This window comes from Saccharospirillaceae bacterium (assembly GCA_022448365.1).
Lineage (GTDB): Bacteria > Pseudomonadota > Gammaproteobacteria > Pseudomonadales > Oceanobacteraceae > Bacterioplanoides.
The window spans coordinates 1239847-1255649 of sequence record JAKVCS010000003.1 but is presented as its reverse complement, the minus strand read 5'-3'; the positions used below and the strand labels follow the sequence as shown (position 1 = coordinate 1255649).

13 protein-coding genes are annotated in these 15803 nt (G+C 46.7%); 7 read left to right on the top strand and 6 right to left on the bottom strand.

Going from position 1 to position 15803, the window contains the following annotated elements:
• The first annotated feature begins 65 nt into the window (after nt 1–65).
• The 3 genes from MK185_09345 to MK185_09335 all read left to right on the top strand — a co-directional run bounded on the left by MK185_09345 (nt 66) and on the right by MK185_09335 (nt 4404).
• Complete coding sequence (locus tag MK185_09345; GenBank protein ID MCH2040826.1) at nt 66–1931, top strand: DUF839 domain-containing protein; 1866 nt, start codon at nt 66–68, stop codon at nt 1929–1931.
• Nucleotides 1932–2056: 125 nt separating this feature from the next.
• The gene (locus MK185_09340; protein ID MCH2040825.1) at nt 2057–3715 is read left to right on the top strand and encodes a hypothetical protein; all 1659 of its coding nucleotides are present in this window, start codon (nt 2057–2059) and stop codon (nt 3713–3715) included.
• Nucleotides 3712–4404: a manganese efflux pump gene (locus tag MK185_09335; GenBank protein ID MCH2040824.1), complete on the top strand. Its 693-nt coding sequence runs from the start codon at nt 3712–3714 to the stop codon at nt 4402–4404. Before MK185_09340 ends, MK185_09335 begins: the two co-directional genes overlap by 4 nt.
• Here MK185_09335 and MK185_09330 read toward each other — a convergent pair.
• From MK185_09330 to MK185_09315, 4 genes are read right to left on the bottom strand one after another with little or no spacing between them, the layout of a single operon-like run.
• Nucleotides 4392–5681: an N-succinylarginine dihydrolase gene (locus tag MK185_09330; GenBank protein ID MCH2040823.1), complete on the bottom strand. Its 1290-nt coding sequence runs from the start codon at nt 5679–5681 to the stop codon at nt 4392–4394. The two genes, MK185_09335 and MK185_09330, sit on opposite strands and share 13 nt — an antisense overlap.
• Nucleotides 5678–7159, bottom strand: a complete 1482-nt coding sequence (locus MK185_09325) for a succinylglutamate-semialdehyde dehydrogenase (GenBank protein MCH2040822.1) — start codon at nt 7157–7159, stop codon at nt 5678–5680. The genes MK185_09330 and MK185_09325 overlap by 4 nt, the downstream gene beginning before the upstream one ends.
• Nucleotides 7146–8183, bottom strand: a complete 1038-nt coding sequence (locus MK185_09320) for an arginine N-succinyltransferase (protein MCH2040821.1) — start codon at nt 8181–8183, stop codon at nt 7146–7148. Before MK185_09320 ends, MK185_09325 begins: the two co-directional genes overlap by 14 nt.
• On the bottom strand, nt 8177–9493 hold the full coding sequence (locus MK185_09315) for a hydrolase (protein ID MCH2040820.1): 1317 nt from the start codon (nt 9491–9493) through the stop codon (nt 8177–8179). Before MK185_09315 ends, MK185_09320 begins: the two co-directional genes overlap by 7 nt.
• Before the next feature lie 176 nt (nt 9494–9669).
• On the opposite strand from MK185_09315, the gene MK185_09310 reads away from it, so the two are divergent.
• Both MK185_09310 and MK185_09305 read left to right on the top strand, forming a co-directional pair.
• On the top strand, nt 9670–11040 hold the full coding sequence (locus tag MK185_09310; protein ID MCH2040819.1) for an aminotransferase: 1371 nt from the start codon (nt 9670–9672) through the stop codon (nt 11038–11040).
• Nucleotides 11041–11089: 49 nt separating this feature from the next.
• A complete protein-coding gene (locus MK185_09305) occupies nt 11090–11560 on the top strand; it encodes an Lrp/AsnC family transcriptional regulator (protein ID MCH2040818.1) in 471 nt (156 codons plus the stop codon).
• A gap of 24 nt (nt 11561–11584) precedes the next feature.
• Here MK185_09305 and ppnN read toward each other — a convergent pair whose 3' ends face one another.
• Both ppnN and MK185_09295 read right to left on the bottom strand, forming a co-directional pair.
• The gene (gene ppnN, locus MK185_09300; GenBank protein ID MCH2040817.1) at nt 11585–12946 is read right to left on the bottom strand and encodes a nucleotide 5'-monophosphate nucleosidase PpnN; all 1362 of its coding nucleotides are present in this window, start codon (nt 12944–12946) and stop codon (nt 11585–11587) included.
• A gap of 59 nt (nt 12947–13005) precedes the next feature.
• The gene (locus MK185_09295; protein MCH2040816.1) at nt 13006–13584 is read right to left on the bottom strand and encodes a CBS domain-containing protein; all 579 of its coding nucleotides are present in this window, start codon (nt 13582–13584) and stop codon (nt 13006–13008) included.
• Nucleotides 13585–13819: 235 nt separating this feature from the next.
• Here MK185_09295 and MK185_09290 point away from each other — a divergent pair, with 235 nt between their 5' ends.
• Nucleotides 13820–15127, top strand: a complete 1308-nt coding sequence (locus MK185_09290; protein ID MCH2040815.1) for an ammonium transporter — start codon at nt 13820–13822, stop codon at nt 15125–15127.
• Nucleotides 15128–15139: 12 nt separating this feature from the next.
• A complete protein-coding gene (locus MK185_09285; protein MCH2040814.1) occupies nt 15140–15799 on the top strand; it encodes a hypothetical protein in 660 nt (219 codons plus the stop codon).
• Nucleotides 15800–15803: the final 4 nt, after the last annotated feature.

Below are 15803 nucleotides of genomic sequence, written 5' to 3'. Positions count from 1 at the left end.
TTATTGTAATTTTTCTCTCTTAGCCTGCTCGCTCCGAATTAAAGCTTAGCTCTTGAGAGAGAACGATGATGGAATTTAACAAAAGCGGTTTATACAAAGCCCTGATGATTGCGATGGCTGCCAGTGCTTTGGCAGCTTGTGGTTCAGGCGATGATGGTACGGACGGAGCAGCTGGCCAGGTAGGTGCTCCGGGTACTGATGGTGGTAACGGCGCCGATGGTGAAAAAGGTGCTGATGGTACAGTTACTGGTCGTTTGACCCGTATTGCAACTGTTCCAACGGGTGCAGAAGTAACCGGCATGTTTATGACGGAAAATGGCGATCTGTTCTTCAATGCGCAACATCCTTCCAGTGCAAACGTCGAAACTGATGGAAACGCAACGCCATACAATAAAGGAACGGTAGGTGTCATTGAAGGGTTTAGCTTCAATGAGATTCCAACCGACAAAATTAACCTGCCAGTGCCTATCGGGGCAGAAATGCAGCTGGTGCAGACAGCTTACGGCCAATATAAAATTCTGGGTCAGAACGGTGACGCTGCTAATAATGGTGGTACCCAACCAGAAGGTAAGTTAGGTAGTATCCGAAAGCTGGATAATAGCGCTGAAGTCACAGAAACCGATATGCCGGACTTCAATGCATACTTGCCTATTCCGAACAAAACGAATGAAGGTTACTTATATACCAACTGGGAAGATCGCCCTGGAGGTATGAGCCGGATGCATCTGAAGAAAGAAGATGGTAAATGGACTGTTCTGGATGCAATGATGGTCGACTTTGCCGCTGTACAAGGTACAGGTGCTAACTGTTTTGGTTCTGTTTCTCCATGGGGAACACCATTAACTTCTGAAGAATGGGTTATCAGCACAAAAGTTGATACAACAACTCACCCTGATTGGAACAAGCCAGGCAGCACGACCCCAGTCTGGGACTTAGCTGATACACCTGCTAACCCCTACGATTTCGGCTACATCGTTGAAATCAGTAAGCCTCTCGACGCTGCTCCTGTGCCGGTTAAACACTACACGATTGGTCGCTACGAGCATGAAAATTCAACAGTAATGCCTGATGCAAAAACGGTCTATTCATCTCAGGATGATGATGGCGGTGTTTTATTCAAGTTTGTTGCCGATACCGCAGAAGATTTAAGTTCGGGTACATTATACGGTGCTAAGTTGACTCAGGATGCCGGTAAAAATGATCCGGCAGTAACGGGTTTCGACGTTGAGTGGGTTGCCTTGGCATCGTCCGACAACGCAACAATTGAAGCCTGGATCAACGAATTCGACGGCATTGGTACCGATCAATGGGAAGATGGCAAGACCAGCTATATGACGGTTAAAGACGTTGAAGCGTGGGCCGCGTGGGTGAAAGCAGGTCGTCCAGCTACCGGGTATACTTATCCGACGATAGAAAATGGTGGTGGTAAGGTAACTGCTGGTGAGCCGATGGATGATCGCTCAGCTTTCCTTGAGTCTCGTCAGGCAGCGCGTCAACTTGGTGCTACCGCAGAGTGGCGTAAACTTGAAGGTATTGCTATCAACCATAATCGTGTGAAGGAGGCCGTTACAGGAGAAGATTTGATTGCAGATGAGAAGGTAACAGCAGCTTATCTGTACATGGGAAATGCCGATACCGATAAAACTATGATTGATGAGACGGGAGATATTAAACTCTCCAGCCGTGTTAAGGATTGTGGCACTATTTATCGTGCGAAAATCCTTAATGATTACAACATCGATCGTATTGATCCTGTACTGACAGGCTCTACTTACCGTACCAAGTTATCCGGTGCGGATAAATGTGATGTGAACGGTATTACCAACCCTGATAATGTTATCGTATTGAATAACGGTAATATTCTGATTGGTGAAGATGCAAGTAGCAATCGTGACAACGATACGCTCTGGATGTATGAGCCAAATAAATAGGCAATAGCTGATTAAGAAAGGCCTTTCAGTAATCTGAAAGGTCTTTTTTTTGGATGTTAACAATATTGAAATGTTGGGCGGTGATAATTTATACAAATTAATTAAAAATATATTAGCTTGATGTTATGAGTAAAAAATCAATTTTTAAGTTTTTTTTCGCTATGAACCTGGTTGCATTGCTTGCTTCTTGCAGCGATGGACGGATGTTAGAAAAAAATGAAAATCCTGATGAATCGCGCAATATCTCTGCATCTGAGTACACCGATATCGGTGAAGTCTATAATCCGGAAGCCGTGATTCCCCCACAGTGTTACACAAAAACAGACGGAAATAGAAATCCCTGTTATGCGTGTCATCAGACCTACTCTAAATCTGAAGGTCGACCCAATATAATGTCGGATGGTGGGCTTCAAGGAAACTATGAGTTTTCGGATGAAGGAATAAAGAACAGTTGGAAAAATCTGTTTGCTGATCGAAGAGAATATATCAAGAATGTCTCTGATTCTGATATTAAAAATTGGGTTCTGACAGATAATTATTCAGAGTTCATTACCCGTTTGGAGAATAATCAAGACTGGGAAGGTGAAATAGCCAAGATCAAAAATTTGGCTTACCCCGATGAGGCCTTTTATGAAAATGGTCTTGCTAAGGATGGTAGTCACTGGGTAGCGTTTAATTATAAGCCATTTCCGAGTACTTTCTGGCCAACAAACGGATCCACCGGGGATGTTATGGTTCGTTTACCTGCAGCTTTTCGGGAAGTCAACGGTGTATACAATTCAAGTGTCTATTTTGCCAATCTTGCACTGCTGGAAATGGCTATAAAGGACGTAAATAAAGTATCGACCTCTGCGATATCGGAGGTTGCTCTTTCTGAAGACATTGATGGTGATGGCACCCTTAAGAACAACGTAAATACGATAGCAATACGCGACACATATCTTGGTGATGCTTCAAATATTCAACTTGCAAAGATGTTATATCCTGAGGGAACCGAGTTCCTTCATACCGTTCGTTATATCGGTGTTGATGAAAAAGGACAGACTTTCAATGCGCCAAGAATGAAAGAAGTAAGGTACATGCGTAAAGCTCAATTTAAGCACAAGAACTTATTGTCAACATCTTACTACCGTGAGGCCAAAGAAAAGGATTTTGGGAAGCTGCCGGTAACTGTATATACCGGAGATAAAGGTATCAGTAATGGCTTTGGTTGGGTTATTAATGGCTATATTGAAGATAAAGATGGCAGCTTGAGACAACAGCATCGAGAAGAGTTGGCTTTCTGTAATGGCTGTCACAAAACAGTTGGTACGACATTTGATCAGACTTTTTCATTTGCACGAAAAGTTGAAGGCGAAAAAGGTTGGGGTTATATCGATCTTAAGACACAGAAAGATGTACCTAATTATGGTGAACGCAAAGGTGAGTTTTTAACCTACATGCAGCGTGTGGGTGGTGGTGACGAGTTTCGTCAAAACAAAGAGATGCTGCAGCTCTGGTTCAATAGCGACGGCACGGTTAATCGTGAAAAGGTTGAAGCAACAAAATCCCTGTATGAGCTGATCATGCCGTCTGCAGAGCGCGCTCTTGCATTAAATAAGGCTTATAAAGCCATTGTAGATGAGCAAAGTTATATCTTTGGTCGTGATGCTGTTCTGGCGCCGGCGCGTAATGTTCTCCAGCATGTGGATGATAGTGTTGCTCCACTACAGGAATCACATCGCCATCATTGGGATATGCGCCTTGATTGGAGCGGGCAACGGGATTTGGCTGAGAGTTTATGAGCATGTCACTGGATAGCTTCTTTCAGGCTTGCTTACTAATGGGTCTGGGAATCGGAATCGATGTGGCAATTGCTACCGCATTGCGCACAGAGGTTCTTAAACAGCAAAGAATAGTCTGGTTATGGGTGGCCGGCGTGACTCTGACTCACACCCTGTTTCCGATGGCAGGGTATTTACTGACTTACTTTAGTATTCAAACGTTACCAACTCTGACGCCACTGATTGGAATTCTGGCTTTTGCTTTGATTGTCTGGTTCTTATGGGAAGAGCTGTTTGCCAATGAAGAAGAGTCTGAACACCAGAATCTGATAGTAACCGTGGGTATTATTCTGGCAGTAAGCTGGGATGCGCTATGGTCCGGACCTGCTAAGTCAGCGCAAATTGTCGGTTGGAGTGATTGGCAGATCTGGAGTTCTTTTATATTGGTTGGCCTGGTTGTCATGGCTTTTGCTATTTTGGCATTCCGTCTTGCCAGCGCTTTTTGCCACTATGCTCGCTTGCGTGGCAACCCATTACTATTTCTTCAATGGGTACAATACAGTGTGATTGGCTACTTTGGGTTATTAGCTTTATTCCGCTATACGTTGGCCTCTGAGATCAGTGATGTCTCTGTTTTTATGGTATCTATGGCAATAACATCGGCTTTGATGGCCACCTCGTCTGTGTTACAGCAACCTCAGAACGCCTGAATAAGCTGATGAACTTTCTGGTTAGCGAGCAGACACTGCTCGGCTAAATCAGCTTGCTGCAATTGTTCAGGCACTATCGAATCTGGGTAAAAGGTATTCACACATTGTTGCAGCTGCTCAATTTTTTTTATATCAAGAAGATATCGCTGATCAACCAGCGACAGTTCTTTTACTGTAAGCGCTACGCGCAGACGCAAGCAGGCGGGTCCACCACCATTATCCATGCTCTGACGAACATCAATAAAATCGAATTTTCTGATCGGTTGTGAGTAGTCCTGAATTAGCGTATCCAGATAGCGTCTTACACTTTTATTATGCTGACATTCAGCTGGTAATAGTAGCCGCATTGAATTCTTATTTGTTGGGTCATTTAACAACTGACTGTTAAACAGATACGTTTTAACGGCTTCGTTCAAAGATACTTGTTGCTCGGTAACCTCTATTGGTTTGAAATCAATCAGCGAACCGATCTTTCTGAAGGCGTCTTTTCGTGAACTTTTATCATAGGCTTTTTCATGAAAAAAAAGCACATTAGCATTCGCTACGGCTACAACGTCATTATGAAAAGCACCTGCATTAATGGCGTCGCTACTTTGTTGAATAAATACCTGATGAGTAATGGGTATCTTATGAAAACGAGCAATTGACTGGCTTGCTGCAAGGCTTTGTCGAGAAGGGTAGATCTGCTCTGCTTCATTTTTCGCGTAACAAAATAAATGCACATAGTTATCGTCATCATACAACCTGCTATGGTTTGCTGCGCCTTCGTCAGAAAAAATTTTCAGATCAGGCAGTGGTTGATGAACCGTGAAGTAATTACTGCTTGAAAATACTGTTGAGAGGGCTTTTAGTGTTTGTTTGGCTTCCAGCTTGCGGTGATCATTGGAGTACAGGTTCGCTGCGGTAATATGCAGTTTACCGTCCAGAGTGTCAGTGGACGGTGTAACGGTGGCGGCATTCGCAGCCCACATGGCTGATGCTGAATATATGCGCGCTAATAATCCCGGGATTTCATTTGCCCGTTTCAACTGTTCAGACAGATTTCCGCAATAGCCCAGCTGATGAAGCAGCTCAATGCGAGGGCAGAAGTGTGGAGGAAAGAACCCCTGAACAAACCCGGCATCGATCATCCACTGCATTTTTGTTAGCCCTTCAAGGGCTGCTTTTTTTGGATAAGAGATCTGCTGAGCATGTTGCTGACTTGCAACATTACCAATGGCTAGCCCTGCATAATTATGACTTGGGCCAATTAATCCATCAAAGTTCACTTCAATCATAAATCCACCTGGCTGATCATAACGGAATCTTCAATGTTCTCTGCAAAGGCAGAGGCTTGTGGCCAAGCACAGTAGTCAGCTGCGTATAATGCACTTGGACGATGATTGCCGCTGCTTCCGGTGCCTCCAAATGGCAAGGTACTGGGAGCACCTGTTGTGGGTTTGTTAATTGTGAAGAAGCCAGCATTAATTTTTTGCCGGAAGAGTTGTTGATGAGCAATCGTCTGCGAGACCATTCCTGCAGCGAGACCATATTGTGTTGCGTTAGCTAGATGGATCGCCAGGTGAATGTCATCCACCCAAAATACCTGTAACACAGGTCCGAATATTTCCTCATCCGGCAGTGCCGATTGTGTAACTGAAGACATGTCAATGATGGTCGGAGATATCAGCGTGTCAGGCTTCAGTTTTTTTGGCTCCAGCAGCTTCACACCACCCAGCGCCTCAAGATGTTGATATTGCTGCCGGACTTTTTCTGCCGCCTGCTGAGAAATCAGCGGACCAAGAAAACTCTGGCATTCATCACCATTGGTTGTGGCTATGCGAAGCTTTTGGCAACGTAAGAGGAGCTTGTTGAGTAGTTCTCTGTTTTCCGGCTTATCGACGAGGATCAGCCGGCGGCTACAGGTACAACGCTGGCCGCTGCTGATAAACGCGCTGCGTATGATCAAATCACTGATCTGATTCATTTCGTTATCTGAGTAGGGCCTATCACAAGCGTCGATAATCAAAGGATTATTGCCACCCATCTCTAACGCTAATAAGACTTCCGGTCTTCCGGCGAAGGTTTTATGTATTAACCGACCTGTCTGTGAAGATCCGGTGAACAACGCGGCATTGATCGGTTGGTGCAGTAAGGCTGCGGATACTCCGGAGCCACCGGGTAATAAATTGATGACTCCAGCGGGGAGTCCGGCTTGTTGCCAGAGCTGAACCATCAACTCAGCGCAGGCTGGTACATACTCACTGGGTTTTAACAGGATACAGTTGCCTGCTAGCAAGGCGGGAATGATATGGCCATTTGCCAGGTGAAACGGGAAGTTATAGGGAGAAATCACCACGACGACGCCGAGTGGCCGATGCACCAGTCGATAAGGGTTTTGGTCGGTATCCGCACAGCGATGTTGTTGGGCTGAGATACTGATGTCTGTTTTTTTAATGGTGGCTGTAATTTCTGTCCGTGCTTCCCATAGTGGTTTGCCATTCTCTTTAGAGAGCAGTTTCGCTAACGTCTCCTGATGATCCCGCAGCTTTTGCGTGAAAGTTTGAAGGATTGATATTCGTTTTGTAAGGCCGATATCCCTCCAGTGATCGACAGCGCCATGAGCGGCCAGAAATGCTTTCTCGACCTGGGTATTCCCGGCTTGTTTCTTCTGCCACACGACATCACCATTGGATGGATTTAAGGAGGTCAGAACAGGACCTTCACCTGTGAGCCACTCGCCGTCAATAAATACACCTTTGTCAGATGTTTTCATCTGTTCCTCCGGTTTTCCGACAAGTCTCAGGAATCACCACAACCGTATCCTCAGGCAATAAATTCAGGCTGGCACATTGTTGAGATTGCTGTTCTGCGGCGTCGTTACTCTGCTGTCCTGCTTGGCGATTGAGTGTCGCGCGAAAGTCGCAGAAGCCACCGTTGCTGATAATTGACTGAGTATTATTATCAATCTGCGATAACGTTGTGTCGTGCATATTCTTCACGCTGTTCAGCTCTGACACTTTGCAACGCAACAGGGGGCCACCATCAAAAATGTCGATTACCTGTTCAAAGTGGAATCCTTCCTGATGCAGCAGTTCTTTAGCGCGAATACCTGCATCATTCGGTTTACCAATCGCGTCGCGGGTCTCCTGCGGTAGTAAGCACGTGTATATCGGCTGACGCGGCATTAATTCGGTAATAAACTGGTTGGACCCGGCAGCGCATAAACGATCTGCTTCGGTAAAATCCATTTGAAAAAAGTGACGGCCTAAACCCTGCCAAAATGGGCAATAGCCAGTCTTGTCGACCCTGCCCCTGAGTTCGGCAATAACGTGAGTATTGAAGCGTTCAGGATATTTACCCATTAGCAGATAGCGGCAACGGGCGAGCCAATGACCATTTCCGCGGTACTCAGGATCAACAAACAGAGTACCGACCTCTGAGCAATCGGTGTAGTCGTTTGTCAGTTGCAGCATATCGACCCGCACCTGCTTCTCCAGTGCATGGGAATGATGGCTTAGCGAAATTAATCGGTATGAGTAAAAAGCCTGGCGGTTTCCGGTTGTGGCAAATATGGCAGCACAGCCAACCACTTTATTTCTTTTGGTGTCGTTCAATGCGAGCCAGAAGAAGTCCTGAGGGTCATAACCATCATGGCTAAAGCTGTTTATTGACGTCTCTATATTACGTTGCAGTAACTTCCGGTCTGCCGGAAACGACGTCATACCGGGTCCGGCTTTAATTGCCAGTGACAATAAATCATCGATATCTGAGCCTTTAACAGGACGTACAATCAACATAGCAGCCGCTCCATTTCTGGATTCGATGACCCCAGTTTTTGTTGCAGTAAATGCAACATAAAACTGGTGACAAGTGTGCTGCGCTCAGCAAAACTATTGATGCAGGCGAATTCCTGATCACTATGAATTCCCGACCCTCTGACTCCCAGCGTATCGATATTTAAAAGTCCGGCAGCTGCCAGATTATTTCCTTCGCAGCATCCGCCGGTTGCCTGCCATTGAATAGGAATACTCAGCTTTTCACCGCAATGTCGCAGTAACTGGTACATTTTATTCTGTTGCTGGCTCATCACTTTTACCGGACGACTGAATTGCCCTGACAGCTTGAGCTTACAGAAACTCTGTTGCTCGATCTGATAAATGATCTCTCTGAAGTTTTGTTCCAGTGTGGCTTGCTGATGCTGATGTTTAAAGCGGGCATTAAATCGGCACTGTGCAAAATCCGGAACAACATTTACCGCGCCCCCACCACTGATTTTTCCAATGTTTACGGTGATACCACTTTCTTCATCACTCAATGCAGCCAGTCGCTGGCAAACGCTGGCAATCGCCAGGCAAGCATTATGACCAGCGAAGAACTCTCTGCCGGCATGAACACTTTTTCCATAGGCGCAGAGGGTAAAATTTCCGCTGCCTTTTCGTGCTCCGGCTAGCATGCCGTTGCTTAGGGCAGGTTCAAATGTGAGACCGAAATCTGCCTGACGTGCCAGGTTAGTTAATGTATCAGCCGACCCCAGAGAGCCTGTTTCCTCGTCGGGTGAAATTGCTATCGTAAAACCCAGTGGGCATTCGCCAGTGAAGGTGTCGTCAAGAATCTCCCGCAATAATGAAAGTGACTGCAACATTACCATCAGTCCTCCTTTCATATCGGCCGTTCCCGGACCGTGAAGATGGTTGCCTTCGATTCTGCAGTGCTGAAAAGAACACTCGACCGGAAAAACGGTATCGCTGTGGCCGGTAAGCAGCAGCTGACACTCGGCTTCGGGATTGAAACGAAATACCTGCATAGGGCGTAGCGTCTGCGTCTGAATTACCCCCTCTGCATCGGTTAATTCTGTATCTGGTAAATCAATTGTCTGATAACTGTTCGTTATGGGCTGAAACAGCTTGGCCAGTTTATCCTGAACCTGTGATATCCCCTGATTATTAAAACTCCCTGAATTTATTTCACATAATTCTATCGTTCGTTCCAGCATGGTGGTCTGGGCGGTTTGGCAGCGGCTCCAGAGGTATTTACCCAACGGAAAGTCATCCACGGGTGTTTTAATCGGGATGTGCAGAGTCGAAGTGTTTGCGGGTGTTTTCATCATACCTCCCACCGTACTGACCGGTAGCCGTTGCAGCCATATCATGTCTGTGCAAATTCAGTATTGCTCAAGTAGTACCGGATTTTCTGCGTAACTCGTGGCCATAATCCGAATAAAATCAGGCGGACTCTGAGTTAGGGTTAAGGAGCTCATATTGATTCTGCGTCAGGAGAGTATCTATGTCGGCAAACTATTGGTCTGAATGTGCTCAGCAAGAAGCGGAGTATTTGCTGCACCCTGCATCGTCAATCAACCAGCTGATTACCGATGGCCCTGGGCTGATTACTGCCGCACAAGGTTGTGAGGTAACGGACGAACAAGGTAATTCGCTGTTAGACGGGGTCGCCGGATTATGGTGCGTCAATGTCGGTTATGGGCGGTATGAATTGGCTCAGGTCATGAAAGAGGCCTCGTTGCAGTTGGCGTATTATCATAGCTTCAGTAACGCAACAAACCCCTGGCAGGGTGCATTAGCGAAAAAGCTGGTCGCTCTCACGCCGGAACCCCTGTCAAAAGTGTTTTTTGGCAGTGGTGGGAGTGATGCTAACGATTCTTTGATCAAAATTGCCTGGCATTACTTTGCGTTAAAGCAGCAGCACTCCAAGAAAAAGATAATTGCTCGTCAGCAGGCTTATCACGGTACGTCAGTGAGTACATCCAGCCTGACCGGACTCCCCAGTTTCCATAATCATTATCCGTTACCACTGGACTTTGTCGTGCGTGTGGAGTGTCCGCATTTTTACACGCGGGGACTTGAAGGTGAGACGGAGGCCGAATTCTGTCAGCGTTTAATGGATGAAATTGAGCTGACCATCGAACGCGAGGGAGCTGAGAATATCGCAGCATTTATTGCTGAGCCGATTATGGGAGCGGGTGGAGTCATTCCTCCGCCTAAAGACTACTTTAAAAAACTGCAACCAATCCTAAAACAACATGACATCTTGTTGATGGTTGATGAAGTTGTGTGTGGTTTCGGTCGTACAGGGTATTGGTTTGCCAGTGAATATTTTGGTATTGAGGCCGATATGCTCAGCTGTGCCAAGGGCTTGAGTAGCGGCTATTTTCCAATGTCGGCGGCGATGATTACCGATGAGATCTGGCAAACGCTGGTTCAGGGTTCCACTCAGTTGGGCGCTTTTTCACACGGGTATACTTACTCAGGTCATCCGGTAGGCGCTGCTGTGGCGTTGGCGAATATTCAGATTATTGAAAATGAACAGCTTGTTAAAAAAGCAGATGAAAATGGCCGTTGGTTTCAACAGATGATCAGTGAGCAATTGATGTCATTGGACCATGTCGGTGAAGTGCGGGGGTTGGGGTTGCTTGCCGGTGTTCAGTTGGTGGTCGATAAAGAGCGCGCTGAACTTCCGGACCCGGCGATAAAATGGCCCGCTAAAGTGGTCGCCGAAATGCGAAAATCCGGTGTTATTGCTCGACCGTTGCCGGGTGTTGGCAGTCTGGCGTTGTCCCCTCCGTTGATTATCAGCCGTGAACAGTTGCAGCGTATTGTTGACGTAATGGCTCATGCCATCGAGGTGGTCACAAGGTAGTCGCTCATGCCTGCTATAGTTACAAAGACAACGGTGGCTGGCGATGTTTATGAAATCACTCGATCGTATCGACATCAGGATATTGTCGACACTGCAGGGCAATGGCCGAATCAGTAACAAAGATCTGGCGGAGCAGGTTAATCTGTCGACCAGCGCCTGTCATCAACGTTTACAGAGATTACTGGACGAAGATTGGCTGCTGGGTATTCAGGGTGTTGTTAATATCGATAAACTGGCTGCTCCGGTTCAATGTCTGGCAACGATATCAATGAGCTGCCATGCACCGGAATCGTTTGCATTGGTTGAAAAACAGTTGGAGCGGATGCCAGAGGTATTGGAGGCATATACGGTGAGTGGTGGTTGCGATTTCATTGTACGCTTTGCATGCGCACAGATGAGTCGTTATATGGATCTGACCAATGAACTGATTCACTACTGCCCGGACATTGGTCACATTAATACTCATGTGGTATTAAAGCAAAGCAAGCGATTTCAGGGTTTCACTCTTCCATCACCGTGAATCCCTGAACCATTCGCGTCATCATCATTGATTAACGATACGGTAACAGGGTGTGTATTCTCCCTGAATTTTCATTCTTCCATGAGCGACCATTGCAGACAACAATTTATCCATACCTGTCAGGATACTTTCTTCGCCATGAATCTGGTAAGGACCGTGTTGTTGTACACGTTTAATGCCTTTTTCTTTGACATTGCCAGCAACTATCCCGGAAAAAGCCCGGCGTAAATTGGCGGCCAGTTTATGTTGCGGCAGTGATTGACTCAGCTCAAGTTCGGCCATGTTTTCATGTGTCGGGTCAAACGGTTGTTGAAAGTCATCGGCAATGGTCAACGACCAATTGAAGAAAAACGCATCTTCTATCTTGCTGCGGTAATCCCGGACTTTTTCGGTGCCTTGCGACATATACCGGGCTACTGCGTCTGCATCATCAATTATAATCTCATAACGCTGTTGCGCTTCTTTTCCTAGGGTATCACCTATAAATCGGTCGATATCTCTCAGGTAGGATTCTGCTTCCGCAGGGCCGGTAATAACCAGTGGAAAGGGGATGTCCTGATTGTCTGGATGAGACAATACACCCAATAGGTATAACAGCTCTTCAGCGGTTCCTGGTCCGCCAGGAAAGATAACAATGCCATGAGCAAGACGAACAAAAGCCTCAAGACGTTTCTCAATATCGGGCAAAATAACCAGCTCATTGACGATCGGATTTGGCGCTTCAGTAGCAATGATTCCCGGTTCTGTAATACCAATATACCGGCCATCGCAAATATGCTGTTTCGCATGGCCAATCGCTGCGCCTTTCATTGGCCCTTTCATGGCACCAGGACCACAACCGGTACCAATATCCAGACTGCGCAAGCCAAGTTGATACCCGACATCTTTGGTGTACTGATACTCGTGGCGCGGGATGGAGTGACCGCCCCAGCAAATAACCAGGTTTGCTTCACGATCTGGTTTTAATACTTCCGCATTGCGCAGCAAATGAAAGATAGCATTACTGATGTCTTCGCCGCGGGTTAAATCGTATCGATGAGCTTTGATGATGGAGTCCTGGGCGTACAACACATCACGCAGTACAGAAAACAATTGCTCGCGTACGCCGCGGATAATGTCATCATCAACGAACGCACTGTCAGGTGGTGATGTCAGCTTAAGCACAATGCCGCGTTCTTCCTGAGCTACCTCGATATTGAAGTCTTTGAACTCAGTCTTCAAATCGAGGTAATCATCATTCTGGCTACCAGCGCTGAGAACAGCGTAGCAACAGCGGCGCAGCAATTCGTGGGTGGGTGCGCTGAAGTCTTTTAGCTGGCGTATTTCGTAACGTGACAATACTCTGAGGTGTGTTTTCGGGTGAATGACTTCGATGTTTCGTACCATAAGCAATTCCTTCTTCGAGTCTATAAAGCGTAGACGATCCATAGTGAGAGGGCGGTTTATCAGGCCCAGAGCTCCATCGGCCCGTAGTGGCTGATCACTCGGAGTATATCGCTGCGAGTAATGATGCCGTTGAGGATATGATCTTGATTAACCACCGGCATCGCGCCGATGTTGTAATCGAGCATACTTCGGGCACATTGCCGGATGTCGGCATCTACAGCAATGCATAATACCGGTCGGCTGGCGAAGTTCAGGATATTTTGTTGCCAGTCAATTGGGCCGTTTGTGCAATGTTTGACGATATCCATTTGAGAAAATATGGCATTGATCTTCAAATCCGAGTCGACAACCGGGATGTGGTGGAAGTTATTTTGCTGAATCAGCTGCCACCCTTCGCCCACACTGGCGTCTGAACGTATCCAGCGTACTGGCGTTTGCATAATGTCGCGGACATAGGCAACGGGTTGTGGTTGGTGTTCTGACTGCTGTTGATAAGCGGCAGTTTGTTCACCGTATTCACTGTGTTGGTCTGTGATCGGAGAGGTTGCTTTACTGGCAACGGTCGGAGTGATGCGGTTGTTACCCGGTCGCATCGGTGTTTCGATCCGCTTGCCCATGTCATATACCACTAAAGCCATCCTGATCTCCTGTGTTGTGACTAAATCATACCGGGAGAGTGCATCCCGCACAAAAATGATGCAAATCAGTTTGGTGAAATGATCTTTTTTGGTGCCAGAGGCGTCATTACATGCTCAAAAATGTTTAAGAGGCTGGATAACACTGTAAATCCCTCGGTTTTTTAGAACATATCCTTTCTGGCATATCTGTTGCTAAAACCAAGCAATTATTTCTAGGAGCATGGGGATGTCACCGATGAACAAAAAAATCTCAGGGGCATTTTTTACATCGTTATTCAGTGTATCGGCCAATGCCACCGAAAGTTCAGTATTGCAGGTACTGGAGCTGAATTTAAATACGATGTGGGTGGTGATAGCCGCGGCACTTGTCTTCTTTATGCAGGCTGGTTTTGCACTGCTGGAGAGCGGGATGTCCCGTTCTAAAAACGCCGTTAATGTCATGATGAAAAATTACATGGATGTTTGTCTTGGCAGCTTATTATTTTGGCTGGTTGGTTATGGCTTGATGTTTGGTGAGAATAATTCGGGTTTTATAGGTGCCAGCCATTTCGCTATGAGTAATGCGGAAGATTGGGATTACACCATCTTATTGTTTCAGACAATGTTCGCTGCCACCGCGGTGACAATCTGTAGTGGAGCAATGGCTGAGCGAACAAAATACGATGCTTATTTAATTGCCGCAGGCGGTATTATCGCAGTTATTTACCCGGTGTTTGGTAGTTGGGTCTGGGGTGGTCTTTATGGCGGCTCGGGCTGGTTAGCTGAACTGGGTTTTATTGATTTTGCGGGTTCTACGGTTGTTCATTCGATTGGTGCATGGTGTGCGCTTGCAGGCATTATCGTATTGGGACCGCGCACCGGTCGGTTCTCACCGGATGATGGCAGCGTTCGGGAAATCCCTGGACATAACCTATCACTGGTAGCCCTTGGCGGTTTTATTTTATGGCTCGGTTGGTTTGGTTTTAACGGTGGTAGTACATTAGCAGCGACTACCAATGTGGGTAAAATTGTTCTGAATACTCAACTGGCAGCGGCGGCTGGTGCGGTAGGCGCCTTGTTGTACTCCCGAATAAGCCGCAGACCTGTTTTATTGACCGCCACCATCAATGGCAGTTTGGCAGGGTTGGTCGGGATTACCGCTGGTTGTGCCACTATGTCGATTGAATTTGCTGCACTTACCGGACTGATCGCTGGCGCTGTATCGGTTTACGGAACCGCCTGGATGGAACGACGAAAACTGGATGATGTGGTTGGTGCAATTCCTGTGCATGGTTTTGCCGGAGCCTGGGGAACGCTTGCTGCAGGTTTGTTTGTAGAAGGCGATATGTTTAATACATCTCAGATTGTTGTACAGGCTGTTGGTATATTATCCGCATTTCTTTGGGCTTTCCCTGCCGCACTGTTGCTGTTTTTCATTATCGACAGACTCGTTGGGTTACGTGCTTCCACACAGCATGAACAACAAGGCCTGGATTATACCGAACACGATGAAATTGGTTATCCGGAATTTCATCAGCATGTGACCTATCAGAAGAAAAGTTAAGCGGGTATCAGAATGAATATTGAACATAAACGTCGTGCAGTATTTACCGTTTTATCTGAGGTCGTGGAAGGGACTGAACTGTGGCGTGCAATGTGGTGCTGGCAGCAGCAGTTTTCTCATAAATCACAATTCGAATTAAATGGCTTTTTGTCTGCTTGTAGCGATATTCAGGCGATTGCAGGAAACCGTGCAAATCTATATCGGCGTTTAATCAGTTGCATGATGCTGGAAGAAAAGGAACTGAAAGCCGACCCCATCGCCGAAATGCAAAATTACGCCGACGAGCTAACTGAGCTGGAATCAATAAATCCCTTTTCTGAATCAGCTGACGTCGATGACTGGTCAGAGGTATTTTCATCAGTGACCAGGGAGATATTCAGTTCGTTACGCAGCGATAGCGGGCGCAGCATCGGGACTTATGCTCAGGAGCAGGCTGAGCGTCATGCTCTGGATTCACGCCTGGCCTATGCATTTACGCTCTGGAGAGATAATCCCGGCAGTAACATGGATATCGTTGATGTCGAGTTAGCGGCGTTACGAAAGCTGTTGAATTACATTTACATCGGTTTATGCGAGCGCCTCGGCCCTGTTGATGCTGACCGGATTCTTTCGCGGGCGATAAAGCACACGCAGGATCGATTCAGTGAGCCTGACGTATCACTGTTGCTGTGATACG